Source organism: Burkholderia sp. Bp8984 (assembly GCF_003853755.1).
GTDB lineage: Bacteria > Pseudomonadota > Gammaproteobacteria > Burkholderiales > Burkholderiaceae > Burkholderia.
Map to the genome: position 1 here is coordinate 92,053 of NZ_QTQN01000021.1, position 25,446 is coordinate 117,498.

General features: G+C 69.0%; 28 protein-coding genes and 1 tRNA gene. 16 read left to right on the forward strand and 13 right to left on the reverse strand.

The window, feature by feature from the left end; genetic code table 11:
* Nucleotides 1-78 precede the first annotated feature (78 nt).
* On the reverse strand, nt 79-1,293 hold the full coding sequence (locus tag DID98_RS21495) for an MFS transporter (RefSeq protein WP_044846360.1): 1,215 nt from the start codon (nt 1,291-1,293) through the stop codon (nt 79-81).
* A 20-nt stretch (nt 1,294-1,313) separates the two neighbouring features.
* Between DID98_RS21495 and DID98_RS21500 the strand changes: the two genes are divergently transcribed.
* From DID98_RS21500 to DID98_RS21515, 4 genes are all read left to right on the forward strand, one after another.
* Nucleotides 1,314-1,571: a hypothetical protein gene (locus DID98_RS21500; RefSeq protein WP_124520487.1), complete on the forward strand. Its 258-nt coding sequence runs from the start codon at nt 1,314-1,316 to the stop codon at nt 1,569-1,571.
* A complete protein-coding gene (locus DID98_RS21505) occupies nt 1,568-2,227 on the forward strand; it encodes a HugZ family protein (RefSeq protein ID WP_044846358.1) in 660 nt (219 codons plus the stop codon). Before DID98_RS21500 ends, DID98_RS21505 begins: the two co-directional genes overlap by 4 nt.
* A gap of 353 nt (nt 2,228-2,580) precedes the next feature.
* Nucleotides 2,581-2,874, forward strand: coding sequence for an H-NS family nucleoid-associated regulatory protein (locus DID98_RS21510; RefSeq protein WP_096508184.1), 294 nt, complete (start codon nt 2,581-2,583; stop codon nt 2,872-2,874).
* Between the two features lie 238 nt (nt 2,875-3,112).
* Nucleotides 3,113-4,270: a cation diffusion facilitator family transporter gene (locus DID98_RS21515; RefSeq protein ID WP_044846356.1), complete on the forward strand. Its 1,158-nt coding sequence runs from the start codon at nt 3,113-3,115 to the stop codon at nt 4,268-4,270.
* Nucleotides 4,271-4,297: 27 nt separating this feature from the next.
* Here DID98_RS21515 and DID98_RS21520 read toward each other — a convergent pair whose 3' ends face one another.
* The 3 genes from DID98_RS21520 to DID98_RS21530 all read right to left on the reverse strand — a co-directional run bounded on the left by DID98_RS21520 (nt 4,298) and on the right by DID98_RS21530 (nt 6,148).
* Nucleotides 4,298-4,768 (reverse strand): Lrp/AsnC family transcriptional regulator, encoded by a 471-nt coding sequence (locus DID98_RS21520; protein ID WP_006477376.1) that lies wholly within the window; start codon nt 4,766-4,768, stop codon nt 4,298-4,300.
* Between the two features lie 79 nt (nt 4,769-4,847).
* Nucleotides 4,848-5,507, reverse strand: coding sequence for an exonuclease (locus tag DID98_RS21525; protein ID WP_044846355.1), 660 nt, complete (start codon nt 5,505-5,507; stop codon nt 4,848-4,850).
* Nucleotides 5,504-6,148 (reverse strand): MBL fold metallo-hydrolase, encoded by a 645-nt coding sequence (locus DID98_RS21530; RefSeq protein WP_044846354.1) that lies wholly within the window; start codon nt 6,146-6,148, stop codon nt 5,504-5,506. The genes DID98_RS21525 and DID98_RS21530 overlap by 4 nt, the downstream gene beginning before the upstream one ends.
* A gap of 662 nt (nt 6,149-6,810) precedes the next feature.
* On the opposite strand from DID98_RS21530, the gene DID98_RS21535 reads away from it, so the two are divergent.
* Nucleotides 6,811-7,422 (forward strand): septal ring lytic transglycosylase RlpA family protein, encoded by a 612-nt coding sequence (locus tag DID98_RS21535; RefSeq protein ID WP_124571392.1) that lies wholly within the window; start codon nt 6,811-6,813, stop codon nt 7,420-7,422.
* Between the two features lie 95 nt (nt 7,423-7,517).
* On the opposite strand, the gene rsmI is transcribed toward DID98_RS21535, so the two are convergent.
* Nucleotides 7,518-8,396 (reverse strand): 16S rRNA (cytidine(1402)-2'-O)-methyltransferase, encoded by an 879-nt coding sequence (gene rsmI / locus DID98_RS21540; RefSeq protein ID WP_124571393.1) that lies wholly within the window; start codon nt 8,394-8,396, stop codon nt 7,518-7,520.
* A 46-nt stretch (nt 8,397-8,442) separates the two neighbouring features.
* Here rsmI and DID98_RS21545 point away from each other — a divergent pair, with 46 nt between their 5' ends.
* The 5 genes from DID98_RS21545 to DID98_RS21565 all read left to right on the forward strand — a co-directional run bounded on the left by DID98_RS21545 (nt 8,443) and on the right by DID98_RS21565 (nt 10,895).
* Nucleotides 8,443-8,871, forward strand: coding sequence for a YraN family protein (locus tag DID98_RS21545; RefSeq protein ID WP_124571411.1), 429 nt, complete (start codon nt 8,443-8,445; stop codon nt 8,869-8,871).
* A gap of 127 nt (nt 8,872-8,998) precedes the next feature.
* Nucleotides 8,999-9,583: an SIS domain-containing protein gene (locus DID98_RS21550; protein ID WP_124571394.1), complete on the forward strand. Its 585-nt coding sequence runs from the start codon at nt 8,999-9,001 to the stop codon at nt 9,581-9,583.
* A 17-nt stretch (nt 9,584-9,600) separates the two neighbouring features.
* The gene (locus DID98_RS21555; RefSeq protein ID WP_124571395.1) at nt 9,601-10,398 is read left to right on the forward strand and encodes a BON domain-containing protein; all 798 of its coding nucleotides are present in this window, start codon (nt 9,601-9,603) and stop codon (nt 10,396-10,398) included.
* Nucleotides 10,395-10,754, forward strand: a complete 360-nt coding sequence (locus tag DID98_RS21560) for a c-type cytochrome (RefSeq protein ID WP_124571396.1) — start codon at nt 10,395-10,397, stop codon at nt 10,752-10,754. Before DID98_RS21555 ends, DID98_RS21560 begins: the two co-directional genes overlap by 4 nt.
* Nucleotides 10,755-10,819: 65 nt before the next feature.
* A tRNA-Ala gene (locus tag DID98_RS21565) sits at nt 10,820-10,895 on the forward strand.
* A gap of 68 nt (nt 10,896-10,963) precedes the next feature.
* On the opposite strand, the gene DID98_RS21570 is transcribed toward DID98_RS21565, so the two are convergent.
* The 3 genes from DID98_RS21570 to DID98_RS21580 all read right to left on the reverse strand — a co-directional run bounded on the left by DID98_RS21570 (nt 10,964) and on the right by DID98_RS21580 (nt 14,985).
* Nucleotides 10,964-12,361, reverse strand: coding sequence for an enolase C-terminal domain-like protein (locus tag DID98_RS21570; protein WP_124520492.1), 1,398 nt, complete (start codon nt 12,359-12,361; stop codon nt 10,964-10,966).
* A gap of 62 nt (nt 12,362-12,423) precedes the next feature.
* Nucleotides 12,424-13,764: an MFS transporter gene (locus tag DID98_RS21575; RefSeq protein WP_124489222.1), complete on the reverse strand. Its 1,341-nt coding sequence runs from the start codon at nt 13,762-13,764 to the stop codon at nt 12,424-12,426.
* Between the two features lie 246 nt (nt 13,765-14,010).
* Entirely contained in the window at nt 14,011-14,985 is a 975-nt protein-coding gene (locus DID98_RS21580) for a LysR family transcriptional regulator (protein WP_124571397.1), read from the reverse strand.
* 38 nt (nt 14,986-15,023) lie between these two features.
* Here DID98_RS21580 and DID98_RS21585 point away from each other — a divergent pair, with 38 nt between their 5' ends.
* The 3 genes from DID98_RS21585 (at nt 15,024) to DID98_RS21595 (ending at nt 17,861) form a co-directional block, all read left to right on the forward strand.
* Nucleotides 15,024-15,755, forward strand: a complete 732-nt coding sequence (locus DID98_RS21585) for a glutathione S-transferase family protein (RefSeq protein ID WP_124571398.1) — start codon at nt 15,024-15,026, stop codon at nt 15,753-15,755.
* A gap of 125 nt (nt 15,756-15,880) precedes the next feature.
* A complete protein-coding gene (locus tag DID98_RS21590; RefSeq protein WP_124571399.1) occupies nt 15,881-16,507 on the forward strand; it encodes a DUF2239 family protein in 627 nt (208 codons plus the stop codon).
* Between the two features lie 16 nt (nt 16,508-16,523).
* Nucleotides 16,524-17,861, forward strand: coding sequence for a carotenoid oxygenase family protein (locus DID98_RS21595; protein ID WP_124571400.1), 1,338 nt, complete (start codon nt 16,524-16,526; stop codon nt 17,859-17,861).
* A 13-nt stretch (nt 17,862-17,874) separates the two neighbouring features.
* Here the strand turns inward: DID98_RS21595 and DID98_RS21600 are convergent, their stop codons facing one another.
* From DID98_RS21600 to DID98_RS21615, 4 genes are read right to left on the reverse strand one after another with little or no spacing between them, the layout of a single operon-like run.
* Entirely contained in the window at nt 17,875-19,041 is a 1,167-nt protein-coding gene (locus DID98_RS21600) for an ABC transporter permease (protein WP_124571401.1), read from the reverse strand.
* Nucleotides 19,042-19,053: 12 nt separating this feature from the next.
* On the reverse strand, nt 19,054-20,208 hold the full coding sequence (locus DID98_RS21605; protein WP_124571402.1) for an ABC transporter permease: 1,155 nt from the start codon (nt 20,206-20,208) through the stop codon (nt 19,054-19,056).
* 18 nt (nt 20,209-20,226) lie between these two features.
* Nucleotides 20,227-20,925, reverse strand: a complete 699-nt coding sequence (locus tag DID98_RS21610) for an ABC transporter ATP-binding protein (RefSeq protein ID WP_124489243.1) — start codon at nt 20,923-20,925, stop codon at nt 20,227-20,229.
* A gap of 10 nt (nt 20,926-20,935) precedes the next feature.
* The gene (locus tag DID98_RS21615) at nt 20,936-22,141 is read right to left on the reverse strand and encodes an efflux RND transporter periplasmic adaptor subunit (RefSeq protein ID WP_044846340.1); all 1,206 of its coding nucleotides are present in this window, start codon (nt 22,139-22,141) and stop codon (nt 20,936-20,938) included.
* A gap of 369 nt (nt 22,142-22,510) precedes the next feature.
* Here DID98_RS21615 and DID98_RS21620 point away from each other — a divergent pair, with 369 nt between their 5' ends.
* Nucleotides 22,511-22,744: a hypothetical protein gene (locus DID98_RS21620; RefSeq protein ID WP_044846339.1), complete on the forward strand. Its 234-nt coding sequence runs from the start codon at nt 22,511-22,513 to the stop codon at nt 22,742-22,744.
* A gap of 200 nt (nt 22,745-22,944) precedes the next feature.
* On the opposite strand, the gene DID98_RS21625 is transcribed toward DID98_RS21620, so the two are convergent.
* A complete protein-coding gene (locus tag DID98_RS21625) occupies nt 22,945-23,712 on the reverse strand; it encodes a Mut7-C RNAse domain-containing protein (RefSeq protein ID WP_124571403.1) in 768 nt (255 codons plus the stop codon).
* Here DID98_RS21625 and DID98_RS21630 point away from each other — a divergent pair.
* Nucleotides 23,640-24,680 carry an NAD(P)-dependent oxidoreductase gene (locus tag DID98_RS21630; RefSeq protein ID WP_260428101.1) on the forward strand — a complete coding sequence of 347 codons (1,041 nt, stop codon included), beginning with the start codon at nt 23,640-23,642 and terminating at the stop codon, nt 24,678-24,680. The two genes, DID98_RS21625 and DID98_RS21630, sit on opposite strands and share 73 nt — an antisense overlap.
* A 71-nt stretch (nt 24,681-24,751) precedes the next feature.
* Nucleotides 24,752-25,387 (forward strand): LysE family translocator, encoded by a 636-nt coding sequence (locus DID98_RS21635; protein ID WP_124571404.1) that lies wholly within the window; start codon nt 24,752-24,754, stop codon nt 25,385-25,387.
* Nucleotides 25,388-25,446: the final 59 nt, after the last annotated feature.

A 25,446-nucleotide genomic window follows, 5' to 3' on the forward strand; every position in this document is an offset into this window, starting at 1 on the left:
ACAGCGGTCGACAGAAGGGGTGAAAGCGCGCCTGCGGCAACGCAGGCGCGCTTTCTTTTTGGTGCGCCCGCCGCGCGGTCAGATCTTCAGGTGTGCGAGGACCTTCGGCGCGACCGCGGCGACGAGCGCCGCGCACAGCGCGACGACCGCCAGCCCGATGGTCAGGTTCGCCGTCTGCGCGACCGCGCCGATCACGACCGGACCGAACAGCAGTCCGAAATACGCGAGCCCGGCCACGTGCGCGAGGCCTTCGGCCGCGTGGATGCCTTTCACGCGCGCGGCGGCGGCGAACAGCACGGGCATCATGTTCGCGAGGCCGAGGCCCATCAGCGTGAAGCCCGTCAGCACGGCGATCGGGTTCGGCAGCAGCAGTGCGCCGATCATCCCGGCGCATGCGAGCGACGCGCTCGCGAACACGAGCTGCGGCGCGCCGAAGCGCGCGCGCACGGCGTCGCCGGCGAAACGCGCGACCGCCATCCCGCCGGAGAACGCCGCATACGCGGCGCTCGCGAGCGCGGGGCTGGCCGCGACGACGTCGCGCATGTAGACGGTCGCCCAGTCGTACATCGCGCCTTCGGCGATCAGTGCGATCAGCGCGATGCCGCCGAGCATCCACAGCGCGGGCGAGCGCCAGCGGTTGCCGCCGCCGTGCGCGTGTTCGTGATGCGGCACGTGCGGCAGCACGGCCGGGCTCGCGGCGAGCAGCACCGCGGCGCTGACGGCCGCCGCGAGCGCGAGATGCACGGCCGGCGCCATGCCGGCCGACAGCAGCGCGCCGCCGGCCGCCGCCCCCGACATCCCGCCGATGCTGAACATCCCGTGCAGCGACGACATGATCGGCTTGCCGAGCGCGATCTCGACCGCGCTCGCCTCGGCATTCATCGCGACGTCGAGCGTCGCCATCGAGAAGCCGAACAGCGCGAGCACGACGAGCAGCATCCAGTAATCGGGGACCACGAGGATCAGCGCCGCGCAGGCGGACATCACGAGCCCGCCCGCGAGGCACGCGGTGCGCGAGCCGACGCGCGCGATCCAGCGCGCGATCGTCAGCATCGCGGCGATCGAGCCGCCGGCGACCGCGAACAGCGCGATTGACAGCAGCCCCGGGCTCAACGCGAACTTGTCGCGCACGGTCGGCACGTGCACGCCCCACGACGCGTACATCATGCCGGCGACGAAGAACAGCGCCATCGTGGCCGTGCGTGCGCGCTGGCGGACCGGCAACGCCAGCACGCGATGCGCGTCGGGCGGCGCGGAAAAGTCGGACGAGGATCGGGAGGAGGATTCGGACACGGAACGCTCTTGAATGGACGATGCGCGGGCGCGTCGCGCCCGTCGGATTCGTCCGATTCTATCGAACCGTTTACGGTCTTGCCGGCGCGCTGGCCGTGCCGCCGGTCGTGATCGGCGCGCACTTCGCCTTCACGCGGCGCGTCGGCCATTCGGCCGATGCCCGGCAAGCCGCCGCCGCGGGTAACATCGATGCGCAGGCGGCGTGCCCGACGCGTTCCGGCGCGGCCCGCCTTCGCCACCCTTGCCACCAGGCCTTCCGATCGCAGGAGTCACCGTGAACATCGATCCCGTCCTTGCCCTGCACCTGCTGCATCGCTGCGCGCTCGGCACGCTCGCGACCCACGCGCGCGACCCGCAAGGCTTTCCCTATCCGACGGTCGTGCCGTTCGCACCCGATGCGGATCATCGGCCCGTGATTCTCGTGAGCGGCCTCGCCGAGCACACACGCAACCTCGCCGCCGATCCGCGCGCGGGCTTCCTAGTCGTCGACGCGCCGGACGGCGACGTGTTGAACGCCGAGCGCGCGACGCTGCTCGGCCGCTTCGTGCCGCTCGGCGACGCGCCGCATGTCGCCGCACGCTACCTGCGCTACGAACCCGACGCCGCGCGCTATCTCGCGCTCGGCGATTTCACGTTCTGGGCGCTCGAGATCGAGCGGCTGCGCTATATCGGCGGATTCGGCCGGATGGGCTGGGTGGACGGCACCGGCCTCGATGCGCTGCCGCCGCTCGGGTTCGACGACGAACGGGCGCTGTGGGACGCATACGACTCGAGCGCTGCGCGCCGCGCCGGGCTCGACCTGCTCGGCGTCGACCGTCACGGCGCCGACTGGCGCTGCGACGGCCGCCGTGTGCGCACGCCGTTCGACCCGGTGCCCGGCGATGCCGGCGCACTGCGCGAGCGGTTGATGGCCTGCGCGCGGGATGTGACGTGAGGCCGCGGATTCAGCTTTGTCTGTTTAGCGTCACGCGCCGTACGATTTTCGCAAACATGTCGCCGGATGAAAGCTTTGATTTTTCCGAATGCGGGTAATTGCGTATGTTGATAGACCTATTTCCGGATCGGTAATGTCCTAATCTCTATGCAAGCGCGTAAAAATTTGAGAAAAGGCCGTGGCCGGTCAAAATGACATGCGTGAATTACAATTGGTCTCGGGATTTTCGTGAATCCTGCTTCTATCAAATCTTTTTTGTGCTAATCTCTGCCTTCAAAATCCGAGGCACAAATATTTCATGAATGGTGAGCCGGCAGCAGATCGGCGCCATTGGTCATATCGAAAGGGAAACTATGTCTTCTTACAAGGACCTGCTGGCCCAGCGGGAGAAGCTGGAGAAGCAAATCGAAGAAGCGAAGTCGCGCGAATACGCCGAAGTGCTGAATGACGTGAAGCAGAAAATTGCCGACTACGGCTTTTCGCTCGCCGAACTCGGCCTCAGCCGCGCGAAGGCAGGCAAGGTCGGTCGTCCGCGCGCAGGCGTGGCAGCGAAGTACCGCGATCCGGAAACGGGCGCGACGTGGTCGGGCCGTGGCAAGCCGCCGCGCTGGATCGCCGGCAAGGACCGCGAACAGTTCTCGATTTAAACGACTGTTTAAATCATTGCCTCGAAAAGAGCCGCGTATCCGTGCAGGAGCGCGGCTTTTTTGTATCGTGGGATCGGAATGTATGCGTTCTGTCATGAAAATGTCAGAAACGGCGCGTGAATGAAAATGCGACCCGTTCGCATAAGCGGTTGATTTAAATGGAAAATTTGGGGTTATCGGAATGCCCCGCGAGGGTCGTTTGGTAGAATTACGTGTCCCAACCGATATCTCGTATTTCATGTCCACGTTTTCCGACGACGCACAAAGCGCAGATAAGCACGCGGTCGCGCGCAAGAGCACCCTCGTCAGTATCGTGCTGAATGTGGTGCTTGCGACGTTTCAGATCGTCGTCGGCGTGGTTGCGCATTCGCAGGCATTGATTGCCGATGGTATCCATTCGATTTCCGATTTGATCTCGGATTTTGTCGTACTGGTTGCGAATCGCCATAGCGGGGCATCGCCGGATGCCGATCACAATTACGGACACAGCCGCTACGAGACCGTCGCTTCGCTGTTTCTCGGCGCGATCCTGATCGCGGTCGGCATCGGCATGCTCTGGCGCGCCGGCAACCGTCTCGTGAATCTCGAAAACATTCCGGCCGTCCATTTTTCCGCGCTGATCGTCGCGCTCACGGTGCTCGTGTCGAAAGAGGCGCTGTTCCGCTACATGCTGCGCGAGGCGCGGCGCGTGCGTTCGGCGATGCTCGTCGCGAACGCATGGCATGCGCGCTCGGACGCCGCATCGTCGCTCGTCGTCGCGATCGGCATCGTCGGCAGTCTCGCCGGCGTGCGGCTGCTCGACCCGATCGCCGCCGCGATCGTCGGCTTCATGGTCGCTCGCATGGGCTGGACGTTCGGCTATGACGCGCTGCAGGACCTGTCGGATCGCGCACTCGACACTACCGACACGGCCGAGATCCGCGCGCTGCTCGCCGCGACGCCGGGCGTGCGCGACGTGCACGACCTGCGCACGCGCAAGATGGGCGATGCGGCGCTCGTCGACGCGCACATCCTCGTCGATCCGATGATCTCCGTCTCCGAAGGGCATTACATCGCGGAAACCGCACGAGCGCGCGTGCTGCGCGACCCGCGCGTGCTCGACGCGCTGATCCACGTCGACCCCGAGAACGATGTGGCGCGCCGTCCGGCGCTCGCGCTGCCGCCGCGCGCCGAGATCGCGGCGCGGCTCGAGGCCGCGCTCGCGCAGCGCGGGCTGCATCCGGCCGCGATCAACCTGCACTACCTGAGTACGGGGCTCGAGATCGACGTGACGCTCGACGCAGGCGCGGGCGATACCGACGCGGCGCTGGCCGGCCGGCTCGATGTCGACGCGCTGAAGCGCCAGTTCGGCGCGCGCCGGATCGGCTTCACGCGCGGGCTGCCGGCGCAGGCGTGAGCGGCGCCCGCGACCGCGGGCCGCGCGTTACAGCGGCAGTTGCGTGTCGAACTTGATTTCGCGCAGCACGACGCTCGTGCGCACCTGCGACACGGCCGGGATCTTGAAGATCCGTTCGTGTAGGAAGACGTCGTAGGCCTTGATGTCGGGGGCGACGATCTTGAGGATGTAATCGGCTTCGCCCGTCGTGCTGTAGCACTCGGTGACTTCCGGGCAGGTCGCGATCTCGCGCTCGAACTGTTCGACGCCGCCTTCGTTGTGGCGGGTCAGGTGCACGTGCGCGAGCGCACAGACGTGCAGGCCGAGCTTCTCGCGATCGAGCAGCGCGGTGTAGCGCTGGATCACGCCGGACTGTTCCATGTCCTTGATGCGGCGCCAGCACGGCGTACTCGACAGGCCGACCTGGTCGGAGATTTCCTGCACGGAACGGCGCGCGTCGAGCTGCAACAGGCGAAGGATTTTTTGCGAAAAGGAATCGAGCGTCACCTGCGCCTCCATGCGGCAGCTACAACACGCTGAATGTTAGAGGCCCGGGAAAGGAAAGGCAATCTGGCGGCGCGCCGTTGAGCGAGATTCGCTAATTTGCCCGCGGATCCGTTGGGTTTTGTCCCGCTCCCGCCTGTTCCGACCGGTCGGTGTCGGCCACCGCGAGGCCCGCGAGCGCGGCTTGCTGGCGGCGCAGATCGGCGAGCATGTTGCAGAACAGCGCGCCTTGCTCGATCGCGTCGTCGAGCGCGACGTGCGTGTGCGGATGATCGTCGAACCAGTGCTTCGGAAAGCGCGGCTTGATCGCCTTGCGGTACGGCAGGCCCGTCATCGCGAACGCGAGCGTCTTGATGTCGAGCGCCGACCACGAGAACGGGCAGCGTCCGGCGAAGTGCATCATGTACCAGAACATGAACGTGAAATCGAAGCCGGCCGGCATCGCGACGAACACCGGCTTGCCGGGCAGCGCCTCGACCCATTCGACGTACGCGACGAGCGCGGCCGCCGGCGCCTGCAGGTCGCGGCGACACGCGGCCCACGCTTGCGGCTCCGTCTTCCACCACGCTTCCTGCACCGGATGGGCCTGCGCGCCGGGCAGCGTCTCGAGGTTCGCGGAGAACGTCGCGATCAGCTGCTTGTCCTCCGTATAGGCGGCCGACGCGAAGCTCAGCATCGAGTGCGGGCCGGGAATCGGCCCGTCGGCCTCGACGTCGGTGCTGACGTAGATTTCGGGGATGGCGGTCTGGTTCATCCGAACACCTTGTCGGACACGAACGGATTCGTGCGGCGCTCGTCGCCGAAGGTCGACACCGGGCCGTGGCCCGGCACGAACGTGACGTCGTCGCCCAGCGGCCACAGCTTCTCCTTGATCGAGCGCACGAGGTCCGCGTGGTTGCCGCGCGGGAAATCGGTGCGGCCGATCGAGCCGGCGAACAGCACGTCGCCGACGATCGCGACGCGATGCGCGCGGCTGAAGAACACGACGTGGCCGGGCGTGTGGCCGGGGCAGTGATAGACCTCGAGCGTCTCGTCGCCGAACTGCACGGTGTCGCCGTCGTTCAGCCAGTGGTCCGGCTCGAACGTTTCGGCGGCCGGGAAGCCGAAGCGCTGGCTCTGCATCGGCAGTTGCTCGATCCAGAAGCGCTCGTCTTCCTGCGGTCCCACGATCGGCACGCCGTAGTGCGTCGCGAGTGCCTTCGCGCCCGCGCAGTGATCGACGTGGCCATGCGTGAGCAGCACCTTCTCGACCTGCACGTTCTGCCGCGCGATCTCCTGTTCGATCCGTTCGAGATCGCCGCCCGGATCGACGACGGCGGCGCGGCCGGTCTTTTCGCAGACGAGCAGCGAGCAGTTCTGCTGGAACGGCGTGACCGGAATGAGCGTGACTTTCATGGAGGCACCGCGGCGGCTAAAAGGAGCGATTGTACCGGTCGCGCGCGCGGCATGCCGGCCCTGCGGTGCGGTGTCGGACGCCGCTCGTGCGGGCAATCCCGGAGCATCCCGATTGTTACAGCCATAGTGAGAATCAATGGTCCGGACGGGGGCCTTTTCGAGACAGGCTTTTGGTTTATGTATAATGCGCCCCATTGCGCGTGAATTTCACGCAATTCGCTGGTGTTTCGACCCCGTTAAACGGGGTGTCGGATTCACCGTCAAGCATCGACCGCCGGGGAGTCCGGCGGTGTATCCAGCACCGAGCATTCGGTGCTCACGTCTTGTCCGGCCGGGTGCTGCGCGCCCGTCTGCGGCCCTGCTGCCGCGCCGCCGGATGAGGCCTGTGCCGCCGTTCCTGTGCGTTGGCTGTACGCGACGCGCGCGAACCTGAAAGCCATGTTCGATGGCGGCATGTGGGGTCTGGTCAGGCTGCCGGGGACAGGTTGCGCCAGACGTGAAAACTAATCAGGACGGTTGCGGCAGAGACGAAAGCCGCGCCCATGCTAGCCGCCTGCTCGCGTAGCCGAGCGGGGCGTGCACGCATTTGCCGTCCGGGCCGCGTATCTGCGTTGTTCAGCAGCGTTGTACTGGTGCGGCCCGAACCAGAAGGCGACACGTCGATGAATTTTCGATTTCCGACTCGATTCGGGACCATTGCTTTATTTTTTGCGCTGACGGGCTGTGCGGTGCCATCCAGCCAGACCACCGGCAGCGCCAACCAGAAGAACGCGGTCAACAAGACGGCCGCGGCCGCGAAAGCGGATGACGACAAGCAGCAATTGAATTTCGATTCCGCGCTGGCATCGATGCCGGCTGCCGACAGCAAGGACGCGAAGAAGCCGTCGCTGGCGGATGCCGAGCCGATCGACGGCAAGGATGTGTCCGAGTTCCGCCAGACGGGCCGGGCATCGTGGTATGGCCGGGATTTCCACGGCCGCCGCACCGCGAACGGCGAGCGCTTCAACATGAACGCGCTGACCGCCGCGCATCGTACGCTGCCGCTGTCGTCGTACATCAGGGTGACGAACGCGTCGACCGGCAAGTGGGTCGTCGTGAAGGTCAACGATCGCGGGCCGTACAAGCGCGGCCGCGTGCTCGACCTGTCGTATGCCGCTGCCCGGATGATCGGCCTCGTGCACGCCGGCACGGGCCGCGTGAAGATCGAAGGGCTGTCGCCGCAGGAAGCGCGCGAGGCACGCGACGAAATGTTGGCGTCGGTCTCGGCGAGGTAACGCGGCGGTTCGTCCGCCTACGCAAAAGGGCTGCCTTCGGGCAGCCCTTTTGCATTTCCGCGTGCCGGGCGGCGGAGGCCGTCCGTGCTCGCGCGTCAGCCTTCCTTCAGCACCAGCGCGCGCGCATACAGCGCGTTGCGCGACGCGCCCGTCAACGCGGCCGCGAGCTTCGCCGCGCTCTTCACCGGCACTTCTTCCAGCAGCAGCTTGAGCAGCGCGTCGTGCGCGGTGTCGTCGGCTTCGCCGCCGTCGGCCGGCGCGCCTTCCACGACCAGCACGAACTCGCCGCGCTGCCGGTTCGCATCGCCGTCGAGCCAGCTCTGTCCTTCGGCCAGGGTGCCCTGGAACAGCTGCTCGTGTAGCTTGGTGAGCTCGCGCGCAATCAGCAGCCGGCGCGCGGGGCCGAACACGTCGGCGAGGGCGGCGACGGTGTCCGCGATCCGGTGCGGCGCTTCGTAGAAGACCAGCGCGTACGGGTGCCGCACGAGCGCCTGCAGCGCGCTCGCACGCTGCTTCGCCTTCGGCGGCAGGAAGCCCGCGAACGTGAACGTGCCGGCCCAGTCGCCCGCCACGCTCAGCGCGGTCACGGCCGCGCTCGCGCCCGGCAGCGGAATCACCGCGAAGCCGGCCGCGCGCACGGCGTCGACGAGCCGCGCGCCCGGGTCCGAAATGCCGGGCGTGCCGGCGTCCGACACGTACGCGACGCGTTCGCCGGCGCGCAGCAATTCGATCACGCGCAGCGCGGCTTCGCGTTCGTTGTGCTCGTGCACGGCGACGAGTGGTTTCGAGATCCCGTAGCGGGCCAGCAGCTGGCCCGTGTTGCGCGTGTCTTCGGCCGCGATGCGGTCGACGAGGCCGAGCACGTGCAGCGCGCGCAGCGTGATGTCGGCGGTGTTGCCGATCGGCGTCGCGACCACGTAGAGCGCGGCGTCCGGGTAGTGCTGTGTTTGCGCGAGTTCGAGGAGGGCAGTCATGGCAGGCAATGCGCGCAATCGCGGCGCAAGCGGAACAAGGACGGCATTGTGCCACGCGGCGCCTGCCGCGCCGGGCGGCGAGCGCGGTTTGCCGCGCGGCGGCGGCAATTTTTCCGGCACGACGCGATCCAGGTCGGTTGGCGCGACGTTCGAGCAGCGCGCGCGGCAGTTCCTGGAACGCCGCGGTCTCGCGTTCGTCGCGGCGAACGTGACGATGCGCGGCGGCGAACTCGACCTCGTGATGCGCACGCCCGACGGCACGCTCGTGTTCGTCGAGGTGCGCGCGCGGCGCAGCACGCGGCACGGCGGCGCGGCCACGAGCATCGGCTGGCGCAAGCGGCGGCGTCTGGTCGCGGCCGCGCTTCATTTCTGGGTGCGGCATGGCGCGGGTGCCGCGTGCCGTTTCGACGTCGTCGCGTTCGAGGCCGGCCGGCTCGAGTGGCTGCGCGATGCATTTCGTGCCGACGATGCGTAGCCGCGAGCTGTGACGAGATGTAAAGAGTTCTCGTCATACCCCCGGAGAGGGTGCCGGAGTGCGGTAAACTCGCCGCACCCATGACGTTGCGCGCGGTGTGCCCACGCGCCCAGTTCACCAGGAATCGATGTCAGTCGAACGTATTCAGCAACATTTCCGTGACAGCGCCGCGCTACACGCCGAAGCGGCCGACGCGCTGTCGCTGCCGATCGCAGCCGCGGTCGATGCGATGTTCGCCGCGCTGGCGAACGGCAACAAGATCGTCGCGTGCGGCGACGGCCCGTCGGCTGCCGCCGCGCACTACCTCGCCGTGTCGCTCATCGGCGGCTTCGAGCGCGAGCGTCCGGGCCTGCCCGCGATCGCGCTGGCCACCGATGCGTCGCAGGGCGGCCTCATGGGGGCATCCGCCGTCGACCAGCTGTTCGCGCAGCAGGTGCGCGTGCTCGGGCAGACCGGCGACATCCTGCTGGTGCTCGACGCGAGCGGTGCGTCGCCGCGCGTGCTGGCCGCGATCGACGAGGCGCACGAGCGCGAGATGACCGTCGTCGCGCTGACGGGTGGCGACGGCCAAGCCGTCGCGGCCGCGCTGTCCGATACCGATATTCCGATCAGCGTGCCCGCCTCGCGCGCGGCGCGCGTCCATGAAGTCCATCTGCTGACCATCCACTGCCTGTGCGACGGCATCGACGCGATGCTGCTGGGTGAGGATTGAACGAAGGAGAGCCGTCGATGAACCAAAGCCGCGTCAAACAGACGCTCGTCAGAACCACGTTGCTCGCTGCGCTGACGGCGGGCCTCGCGATGTCGCTGCAGGGTTGCGTGCTCGGCGTGCTGGGTGCGGCGGCCGGCGGCGGCGCGCTGATCGCGACCGATCGCCGCACGCTCGGCGCGCAGACCGAGGATCGCGAGATCCAGGTCAAGTCGCTCACGCAGATCAACAACGGGCTGCCGGACCAGTCGCACGTGAACGTGACGGTGTTCAACCGCCGCGTGCTGCTGACGGGCGAAGTGCCGAACGACGCATCGAAGCAGCGCGCCGAGGAAATCGTGCGCGGCATCAACAACGTGAACGGCATCGTCAACGAGCTGTCGGTCGAGCCGGCATCGTCGCTGTCGTCGCGTGCGAACGACTCGTATCTCGAAGGACGCGTGAAGTCCGAGTTCATCGCGACGAAGGGGCTGTCGGCGAACTACTACAAGGTCGTCAGCGAGCGCGGCAACATCTATCTGATGGGCCTCGTGACGGTCGACGAAGGCAATCGCGGCGCGGATGCGGCGAGCCAGGTGCCGGGCGTCGAGAAGGTCGTGAAGGTGTTCCAGTACATCCAGCCGCAGGATGCGCAGGCATTGCAGGCCACGTCGCCGAGCGGGGCATCCGGCGCGCAGCCCGCCGCCGCGCCCGCGGATGCCGCGACGGTCGGTGCCGTGCCCGATGCGTCGGTCCAGTCCACGCCGCTGCAACCGCCGGCGCCGATCTCGAATTCGTCGAGCGTGCATCCGGGTAACCCGAAGGCCACGCCGCAATGAAGTCGACGCAGATGAAGTTGAAGCAATGGATGGTGCAGGGCGCCGCGGCGGCCGCGCTCGCGGCCGCCGCGCTCGGCACGGCGCATGCGGACGTCGGCGACGGCCTGAAGGTCGCGCGCGGCAATGCCTGCATGGGCTGCCACGCAGTTGACCGCAAGCTCGTCGGTCCGTCGTTCAAGGACATCGCCGCGCGCTACAAGTCCGATCCGCAGGCCGTCGCGAAGCTGTCGAAGAAGGTGAAGGACGGCGGCTCCGGCGTGTGGGGCGCGATTCCGATGCCGGCGCACCCGCGCATGAGCGACGCGGATCTGCGCTCCGTGGTCGAATGGGTGCTGGCCGGCGCGCCGTCGAAGTGACGCGCCGGGGTGACGGAACCCCTATTGCCAAGCGCGGAAATGCATGTGTATGATGGTTGTCTGTTGGGGCGGTAGCTCAGCTGGGAGAGCGTCGCGTTCGCAATGCGAAGGTCGGGAGTTCGATCCTCCTCCGCTCCACCAACGGATTCCGAAGGGCCCGGTCGCAAGACCGGGCCCTTTTGTTTTCCGCGTGTCCCGCTCCGCCGCCGTCACCCCCGCCCGAAACTCGGCCGCTTCGGATCGTACGTCCAGCCCGGCACCAGATACCGCATCGCCATCGCATCGTCGCGCGCCGTGCCGCCGACCTCGCGATACAGCGCATGCGCGGCCTCGACCTGCGCCATGTCGAGCTCGATCCCGAGCCCCGGCCGCTCCGGCACGGCCACCTGGCCGCCGACGATCTCGAGCGGCTCGCGCGTGAGCCGCGCGTCGCCTTCCTGCCAGATCCAGTGCGTGTCGATCGCGGTGATCGTGCCGGGCGCCGCCGCGGCCGCATGCGTGAACATCGCCAGCGACACGTCGAAGTGGTTGTTCGAGTGCGAACCCCACGTGAGCCCCCAGTCGCGGCACAGCTGCGCGAGCCGCACCGAGCCCTGCATCGTCCAGAAGTGCGGATCGGCGAGCGGGATGTCGACCGCCTGCAGCCGCACCGCATGATCCATCTGCCGCCAGTCGGTCGCGATCATGTTGGTCGCGGTCGGAATGCCGGTCGCGCGCCGGAACTCGGCCATCACCTCGCGGCCCGAATAACCGGCTTCCGGCCCGCACGGGTCCTCCGCGTACGCGAGCAGATGACCTTGCCCGCGACACAGCGCGACCGCTTCGTCGAGCGACCACGCGCCGTTCGGGTCGAGCGTCGCGCGCGCGTCGGGAAAGCGCGCCTTGATCGCCGCGATCGCTTCCATTTCGTCCGCGCCGGCCATCACGCCGCCCTTCAGCTTGAAATCGGCGAAGCCGTAGCGCTCGACCGCGGCCTCGGCCTGCCGCGCGATCGCGGCCGGCGTGAGCGCGGCTTCGTTGCGCAACCGGAACCACGGATCGGCGGCGTGCGTCTCGTCGCGATACGGCAGGTCGGTGCGGCGCCGCTCGCCGATGTAGAACAGGTACGCGAGCATCGGCACCGCGTCGCGCTGCTGGCCTTCGCCGAGCAGCGCCGCGACCGGCACGTCGAGATGCTGGCCGAGCAGGTCCAGCAGCGCGGCCTCGATCGCGGTGATCACGTTGTCGAGCCGCAGGTTGATCTCGTGCGGCTGGCGCAGCACGGCCGCCTCGCCTGCCGACGTCACCTCGTGCCGGATCGTGCGGCCGGCCGTCGCACCGGCGCCGGACAACGCCGCGCGCACCGCGTTGAGCGTCGCCTGGTAACGCCCGATCGACTGGCCGACCACGAGGCCGGTCATCCGCTCGAGCGCCTGGCGGATGCCTTCGCCGCCGGGCACTTCGCCGACGCCCGTGTGGCCGCTGCTGTCGTCGAGGATCACGAGGTTGCGCGTGAAATACGGTGCGTGCGCGCCGCACAGGTTCAGCAGCATGCTGTCGCGGCCGGCGACGGGGATCACCTGCATGCGCGTGACGCGCGGCGTGCCGGCACGGCGGGATTCGGACATCGGTTCGCTCCTGGTTCCGGTGATGCACGGGCCGCCGGACCCGCCGGCGCGGCCCGCGCCGTTCAGTTCAGCTCGACGCGGCGGATCTCGCCGACGACGAACAGGTAGCAGATCACGGCGACCAGCGCGTGCGCGACGACGTACACCAGCGCGCCGTTGAACGAGCCGCTGCGGTCGACGATATAGCCGATCGCGATCGGCGTGGTGATGCTGGAAAGATTGCCGCACGTGTTGAGCAGCGCGCCGCTCAGGCCGGCGATCTGGCGCGGCGCGGTGTCGGCGTTGACGGCCCAGCCGAGCGCGCCGAGCCCCTTGCCGAAGAACGACAGCGCCATGAACAGCACGACCAGCACGTGCGAGTCGGTGTAGTTGCAGACGATCATCGACATCGACAGCAGCATGCCGATCACGATCGGCACCTTGCGCGCGACCGACAGCGACTGGCCCTGCTTGAGCAGCGCGTCGGACACGATGCCGCCGAGAATCCCGCCGAGGAAGCCGCACACGGCCGGGATCGACGCGACGAGCCCCGCGTTGAGGATCGACATCCCGCGCGCCTGCACGAGATAGACGGGGAACCACGTGATGAAGAAGTAGGTGAGCGCGTTGATGCAGTACTGCGCGACGTACACGCCGACGAGCATCCGGTTCCTCAGCAGCGCCTTCACGTGACGCATCGACGGCCCGCCGTCGCGCGCGCCGGTCGCCTGGTCGATGTTGACGAGCGCGCCGCCTTCGGCGAGGTAGTCGAGCTCCGCATCGTTGATACGCGGGTGCGCCTTCGGGTCGTACATCGTGCGGTTCCACACCAGCACGAACGCGAAGCCGAGCACGCCCATCACCGCGAACACCGACTGCCAGCCGTACGCGTGTACGAGCCAGCCCATCAGCGGCGCGAACACGACGGTCGCCGCGTACTGCGCGGCATTGAAGATCGCCGACGCGGTGCCGCGCTCCGCGGCCGGGAACCAGGTGGACACGATCCGGCTGTTGGCCGGGAACGACGGCGCCTCGGCCGCGCCGACCAGGAAGCGCAATCCGAACAGCAGCGCGAACGCGGCCGCGCCGCCGAAGAAGCCGATGCCGCCCTGCAGCAGCGTGAACAGCGACCAGAAGAAGATGCTGAACGCATAGACGATGCGCGACCCGAAGCGGTCGAGCAGCCAGCCGCCCGGCAGTTGCGCGATCACGTACGACCAGCCGAACGCCGAGAAGATGAAGCCCATCTGCACGTGGCTCAGGTGCAGCGCGCGGGCCAGCGCCGGGCCCGCGATCGCGATCGCCGCGCGATCCGCGTAGTTGATCGTCGTGACCGCGAACAGCACGGTCAGCACGAGCCAGCGCACGCGGGTGCGCCGGGCCGTTGCCGACGCGGACGCCGGCAATGCGTGAAGCGGATTCATCAGTGTCTCCTCCGAAGGGCGGAAGGTGCCGTCGTGCGGCTGCGCGTCGGGTGCGCGCGTTTTTTCGTGGTGGTGTTGCCGGCCGGAGGCCGGACGCCGAACGCCGATGCCCGGGGGCACGGCGTCCGGATCATTCTGTCACGGCGAAATATGCGCTTTCATGCCAATTACTGACTTGATCGATTCAGGAATTGAATCGATTGGAGGCGGGCGCGAATTGTGGGCGCGATTCGGCGGAAGGCCCGTTCACGCGTGCGCGTCGTCCGGGCCGGCGCCGTGGTGGGCCGCGACGTGTTCCGCGAGAAACTCGACCGCGGCGCGCACGCCAGGCAACTGGCCGCGTCGGTGCGGCATCAGCAGTGTGGTCGTGACGGTGCCGGCCCGCCAGCCGGGGAGCACGCGCACGAGCACGCCCGACGCGAGCGCGGCGCCGGCGATCCAGTCGGGCAGGCATGCGATCCCGAGGCCGGCCGTCGCGGCCTGCAGCAGCAGCGTCGACTCGTCCGCCTGCATTCGGATGCGCGGGGCGACGTCGACGGTGTCGCCGGCGCGCTGCAGCCGCCATGGCTGAGGACCCGGATGAAGCCCGTCGTGCCGCGCGAGGTCGGTCGGCGCGTCCGGTGTGCCGGCACGCGCGAGATACGCCGGCGACGCGACGGCGACGATCGGCGACGTGGCCAGCGGCCGTTGCACGAGTGCGGAATCGGGGAGCGGCGCGAAATGACTGCGGACCGCGATGTCGAAGCCTTCCTGCGCGATGTCGACGAGCCGGTCGCTCGCGTGAATCTGCAGCAGCAGCTTCGGGTGCGCGATCGCCAGCGCCGGCAGGCATGGCGCGAGGATGTGCTGCGCCACCGGCACCGAACTCGTGATCCGCACGACGCCGGCCGGTTCGGCCGCCTGCCGCAGCACGGCGTCGCGCGCGCTTTCGGCCTCGATCACCGCCGCGCGCGCATGCTCGAAGAATTCGGCGCCGACCGGCGTCAGCCGGAAGCTGCGCGACGTGCGATGCACGAGTCGCGCGCCGAGCGTGCGCTCGAGTTCGGCCACGCGCTTGCTGACCGTCGATTTCGGCAGGTCGAGCCGACGTGCGGCCGCCGACATGCTGCCCGCGTCGACCGCCTGTACGAAGAGGTAGAGATCGTTCAGATTCACTGTCAGCGTCCACCAGGAGAAACGACGGGTTTCGATTCTAGCGGCTACTGCGTGATCGTTCGTCATGGGAGCATGATTGCTCGATCAACTTCTGCGAAATCCCCATGTCTCCGATCCTTCTCTACGGCATTCCCGCCGGTTGCTCGTTCGGCTCGATCGTCGCGCTCGAATGGGCAGGCCGGCCTTACCGGCTGTCGCGCATCACGATGCCGGGCCTCGTGACGAGCGACGCGTTCCTCGCGCTGAACCCCGCCGCCGAGACGCCGGCGTTCGTGACCGCGAACGGCGACGTGCTGACCGAAAGCGTCGCGATCCTCGGCCATGTCGGCGCACAGGCACTCGACAGCGGCCTCGCGTTCCGCCAGGGCAGCGCGGATTTCGACCGTCTGAACCGCATGCTCGCGTGGTTGAACACGACGTTCTTCAGCGCGTTTGGCGCGCTCTGGTACGTGTACGAACACGGCGCCGAAGGCGCCGAGAAAACCGTGCTGCAGGCATACGGTCGCGGCAAGGTGCTGAAGGCGCACCGTCACCTCGAAGCGCTGCTCGAGCGCGGCGACGGTCCGTGGCTGCTCGGCGCGCAACGCACGCTGGCCGACGCGTATTTCGCGGGAATCGCCCGCTGGGCCGACTATCACGCGGTGTTCGAGCAGGATGCGTTTCCGCACGTCGCCGCGCTGCGCGCACGGCTCGCCGACGACGCCGGCGTGCAGTTCGCTCACGCGATCGAGGAAAACCGGCCGCTACCGGCGTCGTCGGCCTTCGAAGGGCATGTGTCGCTCGACGATGCGCTCGCCAGCGCACGCGTGACCGCGATGCCGGCCGCGACGCCCTGAAGACCGGACAGCGCGCTCACCCGACGCGCACGGCGTCCGAAAATTTTTACCCGGGTGATATTGACATTCAATTTATACCCGGATAAAAATAGCGTCATTCCGATTTCTGCCCACGGGCGACCACGATGACGCTCTCCACACTTTTCCCTTCCTACACGGCGTTCGACGGCCACCGGCGCGTCGCGTCGGGCCCGCTCGCGACGGTGGCGGTCGCGGTCCGGCAGGCGGCCGGCGACGCCATGTCCGGCACGATCGTGATCTTCGACGACGCGACCGGCCGCTCGATCGACCTCGACCTGCGCGGCACGGCGGACGATATCCGCGCGCGTTACGCGGCAGCGCCGGGCGATGCATCCGCGCCCGCCGCGGAGGGAGGCGGGGCGGGCGAACAACGCGGCCGCGGCCGTCCGAAGCTCGGCGTCGTCTCGCGCGAGGTCACGTTGCTGCCGCGTCACTGGGAGTGGCTCGCCGCGCAGCCGGGCGGCGCGTCCGTCGCGCTGCGCAAGCTCGTCGAGGACGCGCGGCGCACGCATGCGGCGGCCGACCGGCGCCGCGACGCGCAGGCGCGCGCCTATCACTTCATGTCCGCGATCGCGGGCGACCTGCCCGGGTTCGAGGAGGCCGCGCGCGCGCTGTACGCGAACGACCTCGCGCGGCTGGCCGAGTGGGTCGCCGGCTGGCCGGACGACGTGCGCGACCATGCGCTCGCACTGGCGCGCGGCGATCTGCCGCCGTCGACCGAAGACTGCTGAAGGAGCACACGACGCGATGACGACGTTCGATCTGAACCGCGGCGCGATCGCGCCGGTCGCCGACGAAGCCGACCTCGTCGACCTGCGCGTGACCGGCACGATCCCGCCCGAACTCGACGGCACGCTGCTGCGCAACGGCCCGAATCCGCCGGGCGGCCGTTTCGAAGGCAACGACGTGCTGTCGTGGTGGCCGGAAGCGGCGATGCTGCACGCGATCGCGTTCGAACGCGGCCGCGCCGCGGGTTACCGGAACCGCTGGGCCCGCACGCGCCGCTGGGCCGATGTTCACGCGCCGGAGCAGGCGCCGCATCTGCCCGACACGAATCCGAACGTGAGCGTGCTGCAGCACGCGGGCGAATTGCTCGCGCTGGCCGAAGGCGGCGCGCCGCTCGCGATCACGGCCGCGCTCGACACGCTCGGTGCGCCCGCGCGGCACGCGGCGTTCGGCGGCGCGATGACCGCGCATCCGAAGGTCGATCCGGTGACCGGCGAACTGATCCTGTTTCGCGCGGACTGGCGCGCGCCGTGGCTGCGCTACGGTGTCGCGGACGCGCAGGGCGTGCAGCGCGTCGACCTCACGGTCGACGTGCGCGCGCCGTCGATGATGCACGACCTCGCGATCACCGAGACCCGCAGCCTGCTGCTCGACCTGAACGTGGGTTACGACTTCGCGATGCTGAAGCACGGGCACCGGATGCCGCTGCGCTGGCACGACGACCGCGACGCGCGGATCGGCGTGATGCCGCGCCACGGCGGCGACGTGCGCTGGTTCGGGATCGAGCCGTGCTTCATCCAGCACGTGGTGAACGCGTACGACTGCGATGCGTCGTGCATCGTGCTCGATGCGGTGCGCTATCCGTGGTTCCTGCGGCTCGACGCGCGCACCGGCCGGTTCGCCGACAACCCGGTCGGCGAACTGTGGCGCTACGTGATCGATACCGCGAACGGGCTGGTCGACGAGGGGCCGCTCGCCGATGGGGGCATCGAGCTGCCGCGCATCAACGAAAGCCGGACCGGGCGCCGCTACCGTTACCTGTATGCGGCCGAGCAGCCGAACCACACCGAGATGCGCGGCGTGATGCGCTTCGATCACATGCGCGGCACGACGATGCGTTACGCGGTGCCGGCCGGCGACCAGAACGGCGAGCCGGTGTTCGTGCCGCGCCCGGGCGGCACCGACGAGGACGACGGCTGGCTGCTGGTGGTGGTCTACCGCGCGGCGACGGATACGAGCGACGTCGTGATCCTCGATGCGCGCGCGATCGACGCGGCGCCGGTCGCGACCGTGCACCTGCCGCGCCGCGTGCCGGCCGGGTTCCACGGCGCGTGGGTGCCGAGCGAGCGCCGCGCGTGAGCGGCCGCACGCGTCACTGCGCGCGCAGCGCGTCGACGATGCTCAGCCGCGCGGCGCGCATCGCCGGCAGGAACCCGCCGACGAGCCCCATTACGAGCGAGAACAGCAGCGTCTTCACGACGATCGCGGGCGTCAGCACGAAGCGGAACGACAGGTCGGAGAAAGTCTGGAAGTTGGTCGTCGAGAACGACGCGAACTCCATCAGCGACGCGCACGCGAGCCCCGCGACGCCGCCGACGAAGCCGAGCAGCAGCGCCTCCAGCAGGAACGCGGCGAGCACGTTCATGCGCTTGAAGCCGAGCGCGCGCAGCGTGCCGATCTCGGCGGTGCGGTTCGCGACCGATGCATACATCGTGATCATCGCGCCGATCATCGCGGCGATCGAGAAGATCGTCGACAGCGTGATGCCGAGGATGTTGATGAAGGTCGACAGCGCCTTCGACTGGTCGCCGTAAAACGTCTGCTCGCGCTTCGCTTCGTCGGTGAGGCGCGGGTCGACGTCGATGTCGGCCTTGAAGCGCGCGAAACCGTCGACGCTCGGGATGCGCAGCACCATCGACGAATAGCTGGTGCGCCGGAACGACTGCATCAGCTGGTCGACGTCGCCCCAGATCTCCGAATCGAAGCCGCTGCCGCCCGCGTCGAAGATGCCGACGACGGTCCAGTCGCGCTGCGCGAAATGCAGGCGGTCGCCGAGCTGCGTGCCGCTGAAGCCTTTCGCGATCGCGCTGCCGACGACGATCTCCGACGAGCCCGGCGCGAACGTGCGGCCGGCGACCAGCTTCACGCGCGGGCGCAGCGCGAGGCCGGCCGGCGACACGCCGCGGATCACGACGTTCGACGGCTTGCCGGTCGACGTCTTCACGAGCGAGATCAGCACGACGGCTTCCTTCGACACCTGCGGCCGGCCGTCGGGGCCGAGCGCGACGGCCGGATGCATCTCGAGCGCGTTGGCCTGCTGGTGGTCGATCGCGCTCTGGATCTCGGTTTCCGCGCCCTTGCGGATCACCACGACGTTGTCGGGTTCGCCGGTCGACACGAGCGTCTGCGTGAGCCCCGCGTCGAGCATCTGCACGGTCGCGAACACGAAGATCACCAGCGCCATCCCGCCCGCGGTGAGCGCGGTGGTGAGCCGCCGGGTCCACAGGTTGCGCGCGATGTAGGTGAGCGGAATGGCCATCGATGCGCGCCTCTAGCCGATCGCCCGCAGGCCTTCGACCACGCGCACGCGTGCCGCCTGCCACGCCGGCACCAGCGCGGCCGCGAAGCCGACCGCGATCGAGCACGCGGCCTGCAGCGCCATCGTCCCGTCCGACACCCTGAACACCGGAAAGATGCCGCCCGCGGCCTGCTTGAAGAGGCTCGCGGCCGGCGGCGTCGCGAGCATCCCGAGCCCGCCGCCCGCCACCGCGATCACGACTGATTCGCCGAACACGAGCAGCGCGAGAAAACCGGGGCCGAAGCCGAGCGCCTTCAGCGTCGCATATTCGGCGGTGCGTTCGCGCGCGCTCATCGCCATCGCGTTCGCCATCACGGCCATGATGATCAGGATCACCACGTACGACACGACGCGGATCGCCGCGATGATCTGGTTCGACATCGCGACGAAGCCGAGCTGGAACGCCTGTTCGGTCTCGGTCAGCGTTTCGGCGAGCGAGTTCCTGAACACCGCGTCGACGTTGCGCGCGATCGCGGCGCCGTCGTCCGGGTGCGCGACGCCGAGCACGAACACGCCGACCTGGTCGGCCTGCTTCGGCGTGCGCTTGCGCACCGTCTCGTTCAGGTAGTCCCAGTGGAACACCAGCTGGCGCGTGATCGTCGAGTCGTCGCGGCCGTCGAGAATGCCGCGCACGACGAAATCCCACGTGCCCGGATAGATCGTGCCCTTCAGCGGAATCACGTCGCCGACCTTGAAGCCGAACTGCGTCGCGAGCTGGCGCCCGACGAGGCAGCCGCGGCGGTCGCGGACGTAGTCGGCGCGCTGCTGCGCCGGGAGGATGAATTCCGGATACAGGTCGAGGTAGTTTTCCGACACCGCGAAGCTCGCGAAGAAGTTCTTCGGGTCGCGGTAGATGCCGCCGAACCAGTTCGAGCGGACCACGGCCGTCACGCCGTCGACGCCGCGGATCCGGTTCTCGTAGCTGACCGGCAGCGGGAACACGAGCGAGATCGCGTTGCGCGTGACGAGCCGGCCGCTCGACGCGGCGGCCGCGCCCGCGTACCACGCGTCGACGACGGTGTGCAGCAGCCCGAACGCCAGCACCGCGATGGTCAGCCCGAGCACGGTCAGCAGCGTGCGCAGCCGGTGCCGCAGCGCGTTGCGCGCGATCAGCTTGAACACCATCATCGTGCGCGCTCCCGTCCGTCAGACGGCGTGCCCATCGATCAACTCTCCTTTTTCCAGATGCACGAGCGACTGCGCGGCGGCAGCCGCGTGCGCATCGTGGGTCACCATGATGATCGTCTTGCCGAGCTCCGCGTTCATCCGCTGCAGCATCGCGAGCACGTCGGTGGCCGACGCGCGGTCGAGGTCGCCGGTCGGCTCGTCGGCGACGATCAGCACCGGGTCGGTGATCAGCGCGCGCGCGATCGCGACGCGCTGCTGCTGGCCGCCCGACAGCTCGGACGGGTAATGGCTGGTCCGGTCGCCGAGATTCACCATGTCGAGCACCAGCTCGACGCGCTCGCGCCGTTCGCGGCGCGACAGGTGCGTGAGCATCAGCGGCAGCTCGACGTTCTCGAACGCGGTGAGCACCGGCATCAGGTTGTAGAACTGGAAGATGAAGCCGACGTTCGCCGCGCGCCATTCGGCCAGTTGCGCTTCCTCGAGCCGCGAGATGTCGAGGCCGCCCACGCGCAGCTCGCCGCTGTCGGGCCGGTCGATGCCGGCGACGAGATTGAGCAGCGTGCTCTTGCCGGAACCCGACGGCCCCATCAGCGCGACGAAGTCGCCTGAGCCGATGTCGAGCGTGATGTCGGTCAGCACCGGCACGACCTGGTTGCCGCGCCGGTACGACTTCGCGACGTGGCTGATCTCGACGAGGGGCGGCGAGGCGTCGTTCACGCGCGCCACGCTACTTCTTCGCGACGGCGACTTTCGCGCCGTCCTTCAGCTTCGCGCCCGGCGCGAGCACGACCGTATCGCCGGGCTTCACGCCGCGGATCGCGACGAGTTCGCCGATCCGCGCGCCTCGGGTCACCGCCGTCGCACGCACCGTGTCGTCCTTCACGACGAACACGACCGGGCGGCCGTCGCGCTCGACCACCGCGCTCGCCTGCACGGCCGTCACCGGCTGCCGGTCCTGCGGCGACGCCGGCTTCGACAGGAACGCGATCTTCGCGCTCATGTCGGGCAGCACGCGCTCGTCGCGGTCGACGAAACGCACCTTCACGAGCACCGTCGCCTTCGAGCGGTCGACGGTCGGCACGATGCGCGACACGCGGCCCGCGAAGCGCATGTCGGGCAGCGCGTCGAGCTGGATCTCGCACGGCTGCTCCGCGCGGATCTTCGCGATGTTCGATTCGGCGACGTCGGCCTCGACCTCGAGCGTGTCCATGTCGGCGATCGTCACGACCGCGCCCTTGCTGTCCGACGCGGACGAGAACGGCGTGATGTTGTCGCCGACGTTCGCGTGCTTCGCGAGCACGATCCCGTCGAACGGCGCGCGGATCACCGTCTGGTCGACCGCGACCTGCGCGGCCTGCGCATTGGCTTCGGCGGACGCGATCGCGGCTTCGTCGCTGTTGACCGACGCGCGTGCCTTGTTCACGCGGGCCGTGTCGATGTCGAGCTGCGCGGCCGGCACCGCGCCCTTCGGCGCGAGCGCGGCGGTGCGGCGCAGCGCGATCTCCGCATCCTTCAGCTCTGCCTGCGCGACGCCGAGGTTCGCACGGGAGACCTGCGCCTGCGCGCGTGCCTGTGCCAGCGACGCCTGCACGTCGCGGCTTTCGAGCCGCGCGATGATCTCGTCCTTCTTCACGCGCGTGCCTTCGAGCACGCCGAGCCACTCGACGCGCCCCTGGCCCTTCGACGCGACCGCCGCCTTGCGCTGCGGCACGACGTAGCCGGTCGCGTTGAGCTGGGTGTCGTTCTGGTACGGGTAGGCGGACGTGACGGAGGTCGTGTCGACCGTCGGCCGGCCGGTGAGTGCCAGCGCGGCGACGATCGCGACGATGACGAGCGCTGCGGCGACCGCGTAGCGGACCCACCGGCGCCGGCGTGGCGCGGGTGCGATCGGACGCCGGTCGATTTTCAGTTTGTCCAGATTGTGATCGGGCAATTTGGGCGCCTTGCGACGGCGGCGGTCTCGTGACCGGCCGCGTCCGGTTGGGACGGAAGGTGGCCAGTATAGCGTCGGCGCGACGGGCGCGAGAGCCGGTTTGTCGGACGATTGACGCAGGTCCCGGCGGCGCGTCGCGCGGGCGCGAAACCCGTGCCCCCCGGGGAAACCCGAACGATGCAAGCTGCATGTCAACTCGCCGCGCGGGCGATGCGTTATGGAGCCTGTGCGTCAGTATTTGCCGAGGCGGAAAGGCGAGAGCCAACCCGTCCGGTGGCGACCGGGAGCCCGGCGCGACTGATGTTCCGATGCGGATGCCTCGCATCTCTTACCGGTACGTTTGACTTTTTCTCCGCTAAAGGAAGAACAATGAAGAAGACGCTCGCTTCGATCATGACCGCAGCATTCGCTCTCGCATCGGTTTCGGCATTCGCACAGGCGTCGGCGCCGGCAGCCGACACGTCGGCCGCTGCACCGGCACCGGCCAAGAAGGATCACAGCAAGCCGAAGCACCAGCTGAAGCAACACGGTTCGGCCAAGGGCAAGGCGAAGGCCGCAGCCGCTTCGGCCGCCGGCACGAACGACGCAGGCACGCAGAACTAAGCACGCTTCACCGGGCCGGCGCTGCCGGCTCCCTGTCGCGAAACCCCGCACGCTCCGGCCTGCGGGGTTTTGTTTTTTCAGGCGTCCGCCACGTCCGGAACGACGCAGGCGCGCAGAACTAAGCACGCTCCGCCGGGGTCGCCGCTGCCGGCCGGCCGTCGCGAAACCCCGCATGCTTCGGCCTGCGGGGTTTTCTTCTTTCAGGCGTCCGCCACGTCCGGAAACTCGAGGGCATCGGGCGGCGGCGCGCGCATCGCATCGACCACCGCGCGCATGCGCCGCCAGTGCGACCCTTCCCAGAACACGCGCCGGCACACGTCGCACGCGGCAAAGCGCCGGTGCCGCTGGCGCACGCCCGGCGGCACGCGCGGCGCGGCGTCCGCCGCATCGAGCGCGTGCAGCGGCGCGTTGCAGCGCAGGCACAGCCGGAACGGCCGCATGTGCGGCGCGAGATCGAGCCGCGCGAACAGCTCGCGCAGCTGCGCGTCCGGCTGCTGCGCATGCAGGTAGCAGCCGCGCACGACCGCGCGGCGCTTCAGCAGCTCGCGGTCGCGGGTCAGCACGATCCGGCCTTCGCGCGCGGCGAGCGCCGCGAGTTCGTCGTCGCGGTAGTGGTTGTCGTAGCAGGTGTCGAAGCCGGCGAGGCGCAGCAGCTGCGCGAGGCCGCCGAGATGCGCGTCGGCGACGAAGCGCCAGCGGTCCGGTTGCGGCAGCGGCGAGGCGGCCGCCGGCTGCGCGCGCTCCGGATGGATGTCGACGCGGTCGCCGTCGCCGAGCGGCCGGTCGAGGGCGGCCGGTGCGCCGTTCACGCAGAGCCGGCCGATTTCCGTATGCGGGACGCCGAGCGCCTCGATCGCGTGCTTGACCGTCGCGTCGCGGGCAAACGCGTGCGCGAATGCGCACTCGCGCTGCTCGCGCGCGAGAAACGCGTTCAGTTCGCCGTGGAAGCGGAAGGTCGCGGTCGCCATTGGCGCAGTATCGCACCGCGCACGGCCGGTCGCCGGGGGCTGCAGGCCGCCGCCATCTGTGTTTAACTCCCCGCTTCACGGGTCGAAGGAGCGGGGAAATGGATCTCGGATTTATCGGGCTGGGCGAAATGGGGCAGGCGATCGCGACGAACCTGCTGAAGGCGGGGCACGCCGTGCGGGTCTGGAACCGGTCGCGCGAGCGCGCCGAGCCGCTCGCCGCGCTGGGCGCGCAGATCGTCGCGACGCCGGCCGACGCGTTTCGCGGCGACGCCGTGTTCTCGATGCTCGCCGACGACGCGGCCGCGCGCGAAGTATTCGACGACGCGCTGCTCGCGCAGGCGCCGCGCGGCCTGATCCACGTGAACATGGCGACGGTGTCGGTCGCGCTCGCCGAGTCGCTCGCGCACGCGCATGCGTCACGCGGCCTCGAGTACGTCGCCGCGCCCGTGATGGGACGCCCGGACGTCGCGGCGGCCGCGCGCCTGACGATCATGGCCGGCGGCCCGGCCGAGGCGATCGACCGCGTGCAGCCGCTGTTCGACGCGATCGGCCAGAAGACCTGGCGGTTCGGCTCGCTGCCGCAGCATGCGAACGTCGCGAAGATCGCGGCGAATTTCACGCTCGCGTCGGCGATCGAGACGCTCGGCGAGGCGTCCGCGCTGCTCGGCGCGCACGGCGTCGCGATGCGCGATTTCCTCGACGTGATCACGAACAGCGTGTTCCCGGGGCCGGTCTACGCAGGCTACGGCGGGATGATCGCCGAGCGCAGCTACGAACCCGCGCGCTTCAAGGCGCGCCTCGGGCTGAAGGACGTGCGGCTCGCGCTGGAGGCCGGCGACGCAGCGTCGGTGCCGCTGCCGGTGGCGAGCGTCGTGCGCGACAGCCTGCTCGATGCGCTCGCGCACGGCGGCGGCGAACAGGACTTCGCGGTGCTCGGCGAAGTCGCGCTGCGCCGCGCGGGCCGCTGAGCCGACGCGGGACAAAAACGCCGCGCGCACGGCATAATCGACATTTCATTTCTCTTTCGATCGGGGCGGTCATGAACCTGCATACGTGGTGGCTTTTCGTGGCGACGGTGTTCGTCGTGTCGGCGATTCCGGGTCCGAACATGCTGCTCGTGATGACGCACGGCGCGCAGCATGGGCTGCGCCGTTCGGCGTCGACGATGGCCGGCTGCCTGAGCGCGCTGGTGCTGATGCTCGCGGTGTCCGCGGCGGGGCTCGGGGCGGTGCTCGAGGCGTGGCCGACGACGTTCGATGCGTTGCGCTTCGCGGGCGCCGCCTACCTGATCTATCTCGGCGTGAAGGCGTGGCGCGCGCGCGTCGACGACACGCCGGCCGCGGACGTCGATGCGGTTTCGCAAGGCGCGTCGGCATCACGCTGGGCGCTGTTCCGCAACGGTTTCCTGGTCGCGGGCAGCAACCCGAAGGCGATCCTGTTCGCGGCCGCGCTGCTGCCGCAGTTCATCAATGCAGCCGAGCCGACGCTGCCGCAGTTCTGCATCCTCGTCGTCACGTTCGCGGTGATCGAGGTCAGCTGGTATCTCGTCTACGCGTCGTTCGGCACGCGCATCGGCGCGACGCTGAAGAGCCAGAGCGTCGCGAAGGTGTTCAACCGGCTGACGGGCGGCATCTTCGTCGGCTTCGGCGCGATGATGGCGCTGGTCCGTCACTGATTTCGGCCAGCGCGGCCGCGCGGCCCGCCGGACGCCCCGCGCCTCGTCAGAGGGCCGGG